This window comes from Enterobacter hormaechei subsp. xiangfangensis, assembly GCF_001729785.1.
Taxonomy (GTDB): domain Bacteria; phylum Pseudomonadota; class Gammaproteobacteria; order Enterobacterales; family Enterobacteriaceae; genus Enterobacter; species Enterobacter hormaechei_C.
Window position 1 is genome coordinate 126,296 of record NZ_CP017183.1, and the last position, 12,764, is coordinate 139,059.

15 protein-coding genes are annotated in these 12,764 nt (G+C 54.4%); 5 read left to right on the top strand and 10 right to left on the bottom strand.

Annotated features, from left to right (window positions below; genetic code table 11):
* Nucleotides 1-20 precede the first annotated feature (20 nt).
* The 3 genes from slmA to coaBC form a co-directional block, all read right to left on the bottom strand.
* The gene (gene slmA / locus BFV63_RS00610; RefSeq protein ID WP_003860901.1) at nt 21-617 is read right to left on the bottom strand and encodes a nucleoid occlusion factor SlmA; all 597 of its coding nucleotides are present in this window, start codon (nt 615-617) and stop codon (nt 21-23) included.
* A 121-nt stretch (nt 618-738) separates the two neighbouring features.
* Nucleotides 739-1,197, bottom strand: a complete 459-nt coding sequence (dut, locus tag BFV63_RS00615; RefSeq protein ID WP_015570042.1) for a dUTP diphosphatase — start codon at nt 1,195-1,197, stop codon at nt 739-741.
* On the bottom strand, nt 1,175-2,386 hold the full coding sequence (coaBC, locus tag BFV63_RS00620; protein WP_168707755.1) for a bifunctional phosphopantothenoylcysteine decarboxylase/phosphopantothenate--cysteine ligase CoaBC: 1,212 nt from the start codon (nt 2,384-2,386) through the stop codon (nt 1,175-1,177). The genes dut and coaBC overlap by 23 nt, the downstream gene beginning before the upstream one ends.
* Before the next feature lie 173 nt (nt 2,387-2,559).
* On the opposite strand from coaBC, the gene radC reads away from it, so the two are divergent.
* From radC to mutM, 4 genes are all read left to right on the top strand, one after another.
* On the top strand, nt 2,560-3,225 hold the full coding sequence (radC, locus tag BFV63_RS00625; RefSeq protein WP_006812419.1) for a RadC family protein: 666 nt from the start codon (nt 2,560-2,562) through the stop codon (nt 3,223-3,225).
* Between the two features lie 217 nt (nt 3,226-3,442).
* Complete coding sequence (gene rpmB, locus BFV63_RS00630) at nt 3,443-3,679, top strand: 50S ribosomal protein L28 (protein WP_002436699.1); 237 nt, start codon at nt 3,443-3,445, stop codon at nt 3,677-3,679.
* A 22-nt stretch (nt 3,680-3,701) separates the two neighbouring features.
* Nucleotides 3,702-3,869, top strand: a complete 168-nt coding sequence (rpmG, locus tag BFV63_RS00635; protein WP_003024094.1) for a 50S ribosomal protein L33 — start codon at nt 3,702-3,704, stop codon at nt 3,867-3,869.
* 72 nt (nt 3,870-3,941) lie between these two features.
* Nucleotides 3,942-4,751, top strand: a complete 810-nt coding sequence (mutM, locus tag BFV63_RS00640) for a bifunctional DNA-formamidopyrimidine glycosylase/DNA-(apurinic or apyrimidinic site) lyase (RefSeq protein WP_003860879.1) — start codon at nt 3,942-3,944, stop codon at nt 4,749-4,751.
* Nucleotides 4,752-4,753: 2 nt separating this feature from the next.
* Here mutM and coaD read toward each other — a convergent pair whose 3' ends face one another.
* The 7 genes from coaD to rfaQ all read right to left on the bottom strand — a co-directional run bounded on the left by coaD (nt 4,754) and on the right by rfaQ (nt 11,646).
* Nucleotides 4,754-5,233 (bottom strand): pantetheine-phosphate adenylyltransferase, encoded by a 480-nt coding sequence (gene coaD / locus BFV63_RS00645; protein WP_023315165.1) that lies wholly within the window; start codon nt 5,231-5,233, stop codon nt 4,754-4,756.
* A gap of 3 nt (nt 5,234-5,236) precedes the next feature.
* Nucleotides 5,237-6,007 (bottom strand): glycosyltransferase family 2 protein, encoded by a 771-nt coding sequence (locus BFV63_RS00650; protein ID WP_003860875.1) that lies wholly within the window; start codon nt 6,005-6,007, stop codon nt 5,237-5,239.
* A complete protein-coding gene (gene waaA, locus BFV63_RS00655) occupies nt 6,007-7,281 on the bottom strand; it encodes a lipid IV(A) 3-deoxy-D-manno-octulosonic acid transferase (RefSeq protein WP_003860874.1) in 1,275 nt (424 codons plus the stop codon). Before waaA ends, BFV63_RS00650 begins: the two co-directional genes overlap by 1 nt.
* Before the next feature lie 66 nt (nt 7,282-7,347).
* Complete coding sequence (locus BFV63_RS00660; RefSeq protein ID WP_048241573.1) at nt 7,348-8,337, bottom strand: glycosyltransferase; 990 nt, start codon at nt 8,335-8,337, stop codon at nt 7,348-7,350.
* Between the two features lie 11 nt (nt 8,338-8,348).
* On the bottom strand, nt 8,349-9,449 hold the full coding sequence (locus BFV63_RS00665) for a glycosyltransferase (RefSeq protein ID WP_023323973.1): 1,101 nt from the start codon (nt 9,447-9,449) through the stop codon (nt 8,349-8,351).
* Nucleotides 9,450-9,451: 2 nt separating this feature from the next.
* Nucleotides 9,452-10,579 (bottom strand): glycosyltransferase family 4 protein, encoded by a 1,128-nt coding sequence (locus BFV63_RS00670; protein ID WP_023315168.1) that lies wholly within the window; start codon nt 10,577-10,579, stop codon nt 9,452-9,454.
* Complete coding sequence (gene rfaQ / locus BFV63_RS00675) at nt 10,576-11,646, bottom strand: putative lipopolysaccharide heptosyltransferase III (RefSeq protein WP_003860870.1); 1,071 nt, start codon at nt 11,644-11,646, stop codon at nt 10,576-10,578. Before rfaQ ends, BFV63_RS00670 begins: the two co-directional genes overlap by 4 nt.
* 150 nt (nt 11,647-11,796) lie before the next feature.
* On the opposite strand from rfaQ, the gene BFV63_RS00680 reads away from it, so the two are divergent.
* Nucleotides 11,797-12,750 (top strand): polysaccharide deacetylase family protein, encoded by a 954-nt coding sequence (locus tag BFV63_RS00680; protein WP_048241570.1) that lies wholly within the window; start codon nt 11,797-11,799, stop codon nt 12,748-12,750.
* Nucleotides 12,751-12,764 lie beyond the last annotated feature (14 nt).

Sequence of the window (12,764 nt, forward strand, 5' to 3'; positions counted from 1 at the left end):
GCCGCCATCCGGCGATGGCGTTACTGTAACTGAGCAGCCACTAACGGCCAGCGGGCGTCAAAATCGTCCGTTGGTCGATATTTAAACTCGCTGCGCACAAACCGGGAGAGCATCCCTTCGCAAAATGCCAGGATCTGGCTTGCCAGCAGGGTCTCATCCGTATTATATCCCTCGCCTTCCCGCATTTTCTTCTCGCGCAGAACCTGACGCAGCTGGGCTTCGATACGCTCAAAAAGCTGGTTTATACGGCCTTGCAGACGATCCTGTTCAAACATCAGCGCGTGGCCGGTCAGAATACGGGTCAGACCCGGGTTACGTTCACCAAAGCCCAGAATCAGCAGCACAATCAGACGCAGACGCGTGCTGGTGTCTTTTTCATCCTTCAGAATCAGGTTGATGCGCGTGATCAGGCTGTCTTCGATAAACTCGATCAGGCTGTCAAACATCCGGGTTTTGCTCGGGAAATGACGATACAGCGCCGCCTCTGACACGCCCACAGAGGCCGCCAGTTTTGCGGTGGTGATGCGTTGACTGCCGTCGCTGGATTCAAGCATCAGAGCCAGAGATTGAAGTATTTCTTCGCGACGATTCCTTTTCGCGGTTTGTTTTTCTGCCATGTTACAAAATACCCCTGAAAATAAGCACTTGTCAGGCTGGCAACCACACAGCGACCCGCAAACTGACGTTTGCGGTTTGTTATTGCATTATGGCGCTGTGAGATGCGTGTTTGTCGGGCGGTTATTTGCGCCCGGAATGGCCGAAGCCGCCTTCGCCACGGTCGGTAGCGTCGAAGTCTGCCACCAGGTTAAATTCTGCCTGCACCACCGGTACAAACACCATCTGCGCGATACGCTCGCCCGGCTCAATGGTGAAGCTGTCCTGGCCACGGTTCCATACGGATACCATCAGCTGACCCTGATAGTCAGAGTCGATCAGGCCGACCAGGTTACCCAGCACGACGCCATGCTTATGGCCCAGGCCAGAGCGCGGCAGGATCACCGCTGCCAGTGACGGGTCAGCAATGTGAATCGCCAGCCCGGTCGGGATCAGGGTCGTTGCACCCGGCGCCAGTTCTACGGCGTCATCGAGACAGGCGCGCAGGTCAAGACCGGCAGAGCCGGAGGTGGCATACGTTGGCAGCGGAAATTGCTCGCCAACGCGCGGGTCCAGAATCTTAACGTCGATTTTTTTCATCATAACGGGTAACGATCTCGTCCAGTAAGTGTTGGCCCAGGAGTTCTTTGCGCTCAAGCGGTAAGACTTTATCTCCATCCTGCCAGAAAAGGTGCAATGCGTTGCTGTCGCTGTTAAATCCTTGCGTGGACAGCGATACGTCGTTCGCGCAAATTAAATCGAGGTTTTTGCGGGTACGTTTTTGCCGGGCATATTCTTCCACATTATTCGTTTCTGCGGCAAACCCAACAACGTAAGGACGATGAGTTTTCAGTGCGGCGACGCCGGCAACGATATCCGGGTTCTTCACCATTTTTATTGTTAATTCATCGCCTTGCTTTTTAATTTTGGCGTCAGCAATAGTTTCGGCGCGGTAATCAGCGACGGCCGCACAGCCGATAAAAATATGCTGCTGTTGAGCATGTGCCTGTACGGCGGCGTTCATTTCCAGCGCGGTCGTCACATCAATACGCTGCACAAACGCAGGGGTGGTAAGCGACACCGGGCCGCTCACCAGCGTGACGTTCGCGCCGCGTTTGGCTGCCGCGGCAGCAATCGCAAAGCCCATTTTGCCGGAGCTGTGGTTGGTGATGTAACGCACCGGATCCAGCGGCTCGCGCGTGGGGCCCGCGGTAATCATGATGTTGAGATGTTGCATATCGTTGACAGGCGAGAAATGGGCGGCGGCCATATCAACAATCGTTAATGGGTCGAGCATACGCCCTGGCCCCACGTCGCCGCAGGCCTGGCTGCCGCTGTCCGGTCCCCAAATCAGCAGGCCGCGCGAGGCCAGCGTGTCCAGATTGTGCTGGGTAGCGGCGTTGCGGTACATCTGCTGGTTCATTGCGGGCACAACCGCGACGGGCGCAGGCGTGGCGAGGCAAATGGTCGTTACCAGATCGTTCGCCATACCGGCTGCCAGGCGGGCAATTAAATCTGCCGTGGCGGGGGCAAGGATAACCAGATCGGCCCATTTCCCCAGCTCAATGTGGCCCATTGCGGCTTCGGCCGCCGGATCGAGAAGGCTGTCGGATACCGGGTATCCCGAGACGGCTTGCAGGCTCAGTGGGGTGATAAAGGCTTTGCCGCCTTCGGTGATCGCGACCCGTACGTCGGCCCCGCGCTCGCGCAAACGGCGCACCAGGTCTGGCGTTTTATAGGCAGCAATACCGCCGCTGACGCCAAGAACGATTTTTTTACCGGCCAGGCTCATCATGATTCTTTCCTGTTGGGTTTCACCAGAGAGCGGGCATTTTATCACAATCCCTAAAACGGGGTGATGATGTCCTTAATTCACTTTGCGAGGCGTTACGCAAGAACGAAATGCCAGCATCGAACCCCGAATTTGCCTGTGGCAGCATAATGGCAAACAGAAGGAGGCCAGGCATGGAAGAGACTGAACTGCTGCTACCGCGTGAAAAAATGCTGCGTCATGGCGTCACGTTGTTAAAGGACGACGAGCTGCTGGCGCTCTTTTTACGCACAGGCACGCCGGGGAAAACGGTATTTACGCTGGCGAAAGAACTGATAGACCATTTCGGTTCACTGTATGGATTGCTGACCGCTGAGCTGGAGGCGTTTACGCACGTTGAGGGCATTGGCGTGGCGAAATATGCCCAGTTGCGGGGCATTGCCGAGCTGGCCCGGCGATTTTACAACGTGCGTATGGAGGAAGAAGACCCGATCCTCACCCCCGACATGACCCGCGAATTTCTGCAAAGCCAGCTCTCCGATCTGGAGCGGGAGATCTTTATGGTGATCTTTCTCGACAACAAAAACCGGGTACTGAAACATACCCGCCTTTTTTCGGGAACATTGAGCCATGTTGAGGTGCATCCGCGTGAAATTGTGCGGGAAGCGATAAAAGTGAATGCAGCCGGCGTGATCCTCGCGCATAATCACCCCTCTGGCTGTGCAGAACCAAGCAGAGCTGACAAAGCAATTACCGAACGTATTATCAAATGCTGTCAATTCATGGACATTCGTGTGCTGGACCATCTGATAATTGGCCGCGGAGAGTACATTTCTTTTGCCGAACGTGGCTGGATTTAGGCCTTTTCTCGCGATCCATCGGGATCTTTGTCTGTTCGGGACTTGAGCACACCGCCGAGTCAGCGTATACTACGCCACCTTTGAGAATCTCGGGTTTGGCATTTGGGCCTGGCAATCGAGAGTTCAATAGAACTATGCGATGACCGGGCTGTAAAGCCTGACGAGGCGCCGATACCCCATACGAAGCTCGAGCTAATTTGATTTTTGGAGAATAGACATGTCCCGAGTCTGCCAAGTTACTGGCAAGCGTCCGGTGACCGGTAACAACCGTTCCCACGCACTGAACGCGACTAAACGCCGTTTCCTGCCGAACCTGCACTCTCACCGTTTCTGGGTTGAGAGCGAGAAGCGTTTTGTCACCCTGCGCGTATCTGCTAAAGGTATGCGTGTAATCGATAAGAAAGGCATCGATACAGTTCTGTCCGAACTGCGTGCCCGTGGCGAAAAGTACTAAGTACTTAAAGAGGAAATAAATCATGGCTAAAGGTATTCGCGAGAAAATCAAGCTGGTTTCTTCTGCTGGTACAGGTCACTTCTACACCACCACGAAGAACAAACGTACTAAGCCGGAAAAACTGGAACTGAAAAAATTCGATCCAGTTGTACGCCAGCACGTACTGTACAAAGAAGCTAAAATCAAATAATTTTAGTCTCCTTGTATTGAAAAACCCCGCAACTGCGGGGTTTTTTGCATTCTGCATCTCAACGGAGGAACCATGCCTGAATTACCTGAGGTAGAGACCAGCCGCCGCGGCATTGAGCCCCATCTGGTTGGCGCGACTATTCTTCATGCTGTCGTTCGCAACGGGCGTCTGCGCTGGCCGGTGTCCGATGAGATCCACGCGTTAAGTGACAAACCCGTCCTGAGCGTGCAGCGCCGCGCGAAATACCTGCTGCTGGAGCTGCCTGACGGCTGGATCATTATCCATCTGGGCATGTCGGGAAGCCTGCGTATTCTTACCGAAGAGTTGCCTGCGGAAAAGCACGACCACGTTGATCTGGTGATGAGTAACGGCAAAGTGCTGCGTTACACCGACCCGCGTCGCTTTGGCGCATGGCTGTGGACCAAAGAGCTGGAAGGACACAACGTGCTGGCGCATCTCGGACCTGAGCCGCTCTCAGAGGCGTTTAACGCAGATTATCTCAAAGAGAAGTGCGCGAAAAAGAAAACCCCGATTAAACCCTGGCTGATGGATAACAAGCTGGTGGTGGGCGTGGGGAATATCTACGCCAGCGAATCGTTGTTTGCCGCCGGGATCCATCCCGATCGGCTGGCCTCCTCGCTGTCGGCGCAGGAGTGCGAGCTGCTGGTCAGAGTTATTAAAGCGGTACTGCTGCGCTCAATTGAGCAGGGCGGGACGACGCTGAAGGATTTCCTGCAAAGCGACGGGAAGCCGGGTTATTTTGCGCAGGAGTTGCAGGTTTATGGCCGTAAGGGTGAGCCGTGCAGAGCCTGCGGGACGCCGATTATTGCCACGAAGCACGCTCAGCGCGCCACGTTTTACTGCCGTCAGTGTCAGAAGTAGGGTTACTTTAGCTTTTCCATCAACGCCTGGTGGACGTTAACCGGCAGGAAGTGGGTAACGTCCCCATGATGGCGCGCCACCTCTTTCACCAGCGAAGAAGAGATGAAGGACCACTCTTTGGAGGGCATCAGGAATACGCTCTCCAGCTCCGGCATCAGATGGCGGTTCATGTGTGCCAGCTGCATCTCATATTCGAAGTCTGCTACCGCGCGAAGACCGCGGATCAGGATATTGGCATGCCGGTCACGGGCAAAGTTTGCCATCAAGTCGCTGAATCCGACGACCTCAACATTCGACAGATGCGAAATCGCATCGGTGGCAAGCTGCACGCGTTCGTTCAGGTCGAACATCGGCTTTTTGCTCGGGCTGGCGGCAATGGCCAGAATCACCTTGTCGAACATACACGCCGCACGGGTGATGATATCAAGATGACCGTTAGTGATCGGATCGAAGGTACCCGGATAAATCGCTTTTGTGCTCATGGCTCACGTTTTCTCTGAGTAGCCGCGGTTCAGCGCCCACAGCTCGGTGTATTTGTTAAAAGTATACTGGGCATTCACTACGGCCAGTAACCAGCCCTGTTTGCCGTCCAGCACGCCGCCACGCAGCAGCAGCGTTTTCAGAAACGCGCCCAGCGTGTGGGTGAAGATGCCGGTCAGCGTGGCCTTCTTGCCGCGCGCATGCCGCTCCTGTGCCCAGGCGGTGGCATAGTTCAGCTGTTTACGCTGGAAGCTGGCGAAATCGCGGCAGGTCAGATGAAGCAGATCGCCCGTCAGGGGGATGACCTGAGCGTTATCGCAGGCCAGAGACTCATGGACCAGGTTATCGTTGTACTGATAACGCTCGCGGGCATAGAGGCGCATCACGCGGTCGGGGTACCAGCCGCTGTGGCGCATAAAGCGGCCCAGGAAATAGTTACGACGCGCGATACTGTAGACCGCGCCAGGCTGTGGCGCGGCAAGCACCGTTTGAATGGCCTGTCGGAGTTCTGGGGTGACGCGCTCATCGGTATCGATCATCAACACGTAATCCCCCGTGGCGTAACCCTGCGCACGCTGACGCTGAATACCGTAGCCCTGCCAGTCGGTGTCGGTAAAGACTTTTGCCCCGGCTGCACGGGCAACGTCCGCCGTATTGTCCGTACTTCCGGAGTCGAGAATGACGATTTCGTCAGCCCAGGCAACAGAGGCCAGGCAATCCGGAAGCAGGTCGGCGGCGTTTTTGGCGATCATCACGACCGACAGACGCGTTGACATTAGTGGCTCCGCTGCGGCAGATAAGGTTGCAGAAGTTGCAGCAGACGGGTCAGTGCGCCCTGGTTCTGATGCAGGACTTCAACGGCGTGACGACCGTACCACAGGCGGTAATCTTCGTCAGTCAGAAGGGTTGAGACCTCTTTGACCACCGAGTCCGCATCGGTCACGGTGATTAAGCCATCGGCTTGCTGCAATTTCGCGCAGATATCTTTGAAGTTAAACGTGTGTGGACCCATCAGCACGGGAATGGCGTGGGCTGCCGGCTCCAGCGGGTTATGACCACCTCGCTCCACCAGGCTACCTCCAACAAAGGCGAGGTCTGCAATGCCGTACAGCAGCATCAGTTCGCCCATCGTATCGCCAATCACCACCTGCGTGCTGCCAGAGGGGATTTCGCCGCTGCTGCGCAGGGTAAAGCTGAAACCGCCTTTTTGCACCATCTCGCGGGCATCTTTAAAACGCTCCGGATGGCGAGGAACCAGAATCAGCAGTAAATCAGGGAATTTTTCCAGCAGCTGGCGGTGAGCCTGAAGGATAATGGCTTCTTCGCCGTCATGGGTGCTGGTGGCAATCCAGACCTGGCGACGCGGCGCCCACTGACGACGCAGCGTTACCGCACGGGCGGCGAGTTCAGGGGTGACGGAAATATCGAACTTCAGGCTACCCGTGACCGCAAGCTGGTTGCGCTTCAGACCTAGGGCGATAAAGCGCGCGGCATCTTCTTCGTTCTGCGCGGCGATCAGCGTGATTTTGCTGAGCAGGCGACGCATAAATTTACCCAGCTTGCCGTACCCTTTAGCCGAGCGTTCCGACAGACGCGCGTTGGCGATAACCAAAGGAATTTTACGGGCATGCAGGGCGGAAATCATATTCGGCCACAGTTCGGTTTCCATGACGATCACCAGTTTAGGGCGCACGGTATTCAGGAAACGGTTCATGGCGCAGGGGAGATCGTACGGCAGGTAGACGTGATGCACGTCTTTACCGAAGGCAGACATCACGCGCTCTGAGCCGGTTGGCGTCATCGTGGTGACGGTGATGGGCAGTGACGGATAACGGTGGCGCAGGGCACGCACCAGTGGAATGGCGGCCAGCGTTTCCCCGACTGACACGGAATGCAGCAGAATACCGTCCGGCGCCACTTTATTGCGGCAGTAGCCATAGCGTTCGGCCCAGCGTTTACGGTACGCAGGCGCTTTACGGCTACGAAGCAACAGTCGCAGCCAAACCAGTGGCTGAATGATGTAGAGCAGGGCGGTATACAACAATTCCAAGCGATTATCCGTTTTTTTAGTTTCGGCCGGGAAATTCTAAGCATTTAAGCGTGCTAAAGCTATCTCTTATGCCAGATACCGTTTTAAACGGAAGTAGCGTCGACCCAGGCGCCAGCGCAAACGCGGGCTTTTGGCACTTTTCCAGATGAGCTTCCAGATCCCGGTGTCGAAGAACTCTTTGATTATCATTGCTTTCTTCGCCTCATCCTTCATGTTGTCGAAGGTATGAATAATTCCCAGACCCTCTTTGGCGATTTGCCAGTGGCAGGCCGGGATATTTTTCACTTTATCCGGGTAGCGCTGGTTAATGGCATCAAGCATCTTCAGTATCTTCATGTAATGGCGCGCAGAGCGAATCAGCGTGTCGTCATTATCCGGGGTGTGCGATACCGAGGCGGAGTGAATGTAGTAGTCGTAAAAGCGTTCGCTGGTGTACTGAACGCGTTCCGCGGCAAGCAGCACCTCAGTCGTCCACGGAATATCCTGATGGCGCAGGCCAGGCTCGAAACGGAAGCCGTGCTGACGAATAAAATCGTGACGATAGATATTCAGCCAGGTCACATGCAGGAACTTACGTGAATCCAGCGCCTTTTTTAACCATGCCGCACCATTCATGACGCCCGTTGAGGCGAGCTTATCTTCAGGGAAGATAGGGCGAGACGGTTTTTTGTTATTTTCCCAGACGTAGTTGCCATTGCAGGTGGTGACATCCAGGTTCTGCGTGACGGCCATATCCAGCAGACGCTGGTACATGCCGGGTTTGAAGACATCATCAATATCCGGGAAAGAGAGATACTGCCCGGTCGCAACCGCCAGGCCGGTATTACGCGCGATAGACACGCCCTGATTAGGTTGTTCAATAACCCGCATCTGTGGCAGCTTTTCGCGCCATTTTTCGACAATCTGCATCGAGCGGTCAGTGGAGCCGTCATTCACGATGATGACTTCCATACTGTCGATGTGTTGATTTACAAGGCAGGTAAAGAACTGATCGAGAAAAGCTTCACCGTTATAAACGGCAACCACCACGCTTAATAAAGGCGCTGAATTTTGCATATGAAACCTGATTATTTTTGGTTGTCGACCAAAGCAATGTATTGCTGGCAAATGGCGTTAATACCGAACGATGCGATCGTTTCGCGATCAACAACTGGCGGAGAGGCATACAATTCTGCCAGTGTTTTCGCCAGTGATTCGTCGGTTAACGCTGTCAGACCTCGCGCCAGGGGGCCAGTAAGGATCTCAGCAGGACCGCCAGGGCAGTTTGTACTCACCGGTGGGGTCTGACAGATAATGGACTCTACCAGTACATTACCAAAACCTTCGCAGTCGGAACTTAACACTAAAAGGCGTGCCCCTTTGATCCACGGGTAGGGGTTGGTTTCGAACGGGCGGAAGACGATCTTGTTTTCAATTCCCAGCTTAGCGGCAAGCTGTTTAAGCTGGTTTATTTTCGCGTCAGAACCTTTGCCCATCAACACCAGCGATGCGTCGATCTTGCTCAGCGCAAACGCCCGCAGCAGCCGGTCGTGACGTTTGTGTTCATGAAAACGGCCAACGTGGATAATGTAATCCTGCCCCTGCATCTCAAAGGGCGCTTCCGCCAGACGCTGAATTTCAGGGATATCAAAGGGGTTATGGATAACCGCTTTGCGCCGCAGGGGGATCGCGAGTACTTGAGAGAGGTCGTGCAGCACGGCGCCGGAAACCGCCACCACGTTGCGGTTTTCATAGGTATGCCGAATTTTATAATGCTTAAACCAGCGAGAAAGCCCGCTGCGATGGCGCAAATAGGAGAAGGAGAACATCCCGTGAACGCAGAACCAGACCTTATCCCGATCCAGCACGCGGCTGTGCGCCACGATACGGTCGGTTTTATGCAGATGCGAGAACACGACGTCAAATTTACCGCTGCGTTCTGCATTCTCGATGGCGCGATCCAGCAAACGGGCGCGACGCGGGATCTCGGTCAGCTTCCGCCAGGGTTTTTTACAGGTATCCTGCACAATCTGAAAATCGATGCCTTCCGGAATGGCGTAGTCGCACACCTTCCGTAAGGAGAAAAGGGTGACCTGATGCCCCAGTTCTGTCAGTCCGCTGGAGAGGGTGAGAACCGTTTTTTCGGCTCCTCCACCGGGTAAACCATCAATAATCATTAGGATGCGCATTATTAATCCAGTAATTTTTGATAAAGCGAAATAAGCTGACTTGATAGTTTTTCAGGGGTTGCTTCTCTGACGCGTTCACGCGCCGCAAGCCCCATATTATTATTTTTTTCCAGTGAAGGGATGGACATGACGGCCTCCTTCAATGTGTGGATATCAAGTGCATCACAGTAAAACCCGTTCTGGCCTTGCTCAATAAATTCTGAACCACCGCAACTCTCTGACGTAATGACGGGCAATCCACAGGCCATTGCTTCAAGTATGACGTTAGGGAAAGGATCATACAGCGTCGGCAGCAGTAAACCATCAGAAAGCTGATAAAATGGCAGCGTCTCTTTTTGCATCCCCAGAAAACGGATTTGCCCCTCACAGCCTAATGAACGGGCGAGGTCGCGATAACGGCTTTCCGCTTTATCCTGACCGACCACAACCAGCCACGCCGATGTTCCTGCTATAGCCCGAATAGCGCTTGCCAGCCCCTTGCGTTCAAACCCTGAACCCACGAAGCAGAAAATGACGGCATCAGCGGGTAAGCCAAATTGCTGACGCAGTACAGCGCGTTGTCTCTCTTCTGCCGGAACGAAGCGGCTGGAATCTATTGAATTATAAATCACATGTATCTTTTTTGCGTCAATATCAAAGTCTTCGACGATTTCGCGTTTGATCATCTCCGCATTACAGATAACGGCTTTCAACTCGGGAGCCTGGTACATTTCACGTTCTGCGTTCATCACGTAGCGGTGATAACGATCGTGCATAAGCAGCTTCGCACGCCAGGCGGGAAGAATACGCGTACGCTGTAGCAGCCAGCGTCGATGTACACCATCCCCGGCGCGGTAAATATCGCAGCCCGGAATACGTTCGTGGCTCTGGACAATATCAAACTGCTGTTGCTGCCACAGCGCGCGTGCGGCGTGTGCAAAGCCGCGCTCACGGCTGATGCGGCCCCACTTTCGTGGATCGCAAATATGAATATGCCAGTCGTCCTGCTTTTCGCCCTGCCACTCGCGGGTGATGACGTTGAGCTCAAGATTTTGATTGCTCAGCGCGGTAAGTGCCCTGGAGACAAAACGTTCTGCTCCTCCATCCGGACGATATTTTTGGCGCACAATGGCCAGACGATGAAGCTTCATTGCAGGTATCTCCTTGCGGCGGAGACGACAGCATCAACGGGGATGGCGTCGAGATAACGTTCCGTCGTTTTTGTATCAATGGCGTCAGGGTTGGGAAGCGGGCCGTAGTTACCTGCCCAGATGACCTCGCCGTTAACCTGCCATGGCGACCAGAACGTCAATTTTGACGGGCCAAACAGCGCCACGCAGGGCGTCTGAAGGGCGGCGGCCATGTGCATGGGTACGGAGTCAACGCCAATGAACAGGATCGCGTGATCGATTAGCGAGGCCAGCTGGCGCAGGGTTAACTGCCCTGCCAGCGATACAACACCCGTCTGCGGGGAGGCGGCAAGAATGCGGTCAATCATCGCCAGCTCTTTCTTATCCGGTCCCGCCGTAAGGACGATAGTGTGGCCGTCCTGCTGCAACGCGGCGATAGTTTGCGCCATTTTGCCTTCGTCCCAGCACTTAAAGAACCAGCGTGACGTGGGTTGAATAACGATGTAGCGGTCTCCCACGCCCTTTTGCGTCAGCTTTTGGTGAGCATGGCGCCAGTCATCCGCGCTGTAAGCCATGGTGACGGTAGGGTTGGCCATTACCGGCAGCGCTGACAGTATGGAGAGATTTTGTTCAACGGTGTGCAGCGACTGATGGCTGGCGACCGAGACCAGTTCACTGTGACAAAAACGCCAGAAGGCATTCTTGCGCTTGTTAAAAGCGAACCCGAGCCGAACCGGTGCGCCGGTGAAGCGGGTAACAATCGCGCTGCGCCACTGATCGGCAAGATTGATCACCAGATGATAATGCTGAGCGCGTAAAGCACGAAGCAACTGCCACTCTTTTTGCAGGTGCTTCAGCGTCCCCAGCTGCTTCCATTTACGATCGATACCATAGATCGTCCCGATTGCCGGATGCGCGGCGAGCATGTCTCGCGTCTCTTCATAGAGAAGCACGTCGATTTGGGCTTCAGGCCATTTCTGGCGTAATGAATTGATGACGGGGGTGGTGAGTAACATGTCGCCATGATGGCGAAGTTTGATCAGTAAAATGCGCAAATCAGGCGTGTCAGGTAAGTTATTCATCATCATCTTATCGGCGTTGTACTATTGGCAATTCTAATAGACCTGGTAACGACTTGCACTCTTTCTCCATAATGTCAGGAATTTCCCTGGAAGGGTTTACTCCTGCTTTCGGGCGTGCGTAACATAGCGCTAACTATTTTGTCTTGCGGACTTATTATGAAAAAACCAGCGTTTATCATCACGATCGATACCGAAGGGGATAATCTCTGGCAGAACCACCGGGTGATCAAAACGGAAAACGCGCGCTACCTGGCGCGGTTTCAGGCGCTTTGTGAACGCTTCGGCTTTAAGCCCGTCTGGCTGACCAACTACGAGATGGCCGTCGAACCGGTATTCATTGAGTTCGCGAAAGAGGTCATAGCCCGCGGCCAGGGTGAGGTGGGAATGCATCTCCATGCCTGGAATAGCCCTCCGGAGCACGATCTGACCGGTGATGACTGGCGCTGGCAGCCTTATCTGATTGAGTTTTCAGACGAGGTCATGCGTGAGAAAGTGCTGTTCATGACCCGCTTACTGGAAGAGACTTTCCAGACAAAAATGCTCAGCCATCGCGCCGGGCGCTGGGCATTCGACAGCCGTTACGCCCGGTTGCTGATTGAGCTGGGGTATCAGGTAGATTGTTCCGTTACGCCGCGCGTGAACTGGCGCAACGCGAAAGGTGCCCCGCAGGGTAATGGCGGAACGAATTACCAGCATTTTCCCGATCGCGCCTATTTTTTGGACGTAGACGACATTTCCCGGCCGGGAAACAGCCCTCTCCTCGAAGTGCCGATGAGTATCCAGTATAAACACCCGGCATGGCTGAATTCCCTGAAGCAGGGTTACGATCGTCTGCGCGGTAAATACCGTTCTCCGTCAGTTAACTGGTTACGCCCGTCCGGCGGTAAAGCGCAGGAGATGATTAAGGTTGCGCAGCAGTGCCTGGCTCAGGGGAATGACTACGTAGAGTTCATGCTGCATTCGTCGGAATTTATGCCTGGCGGCAGCCCTACTTTTAAAGACCAGGCCGCGATTGAGGGACTGTATCAGGATCTGGAGCAGCTCTTTACCTGGTTATCAGATAAGACCGTGGGGATGACGCTTGCGGAGTTTTACCAGTACAAAAAATAGTTATGCCCGCCAGG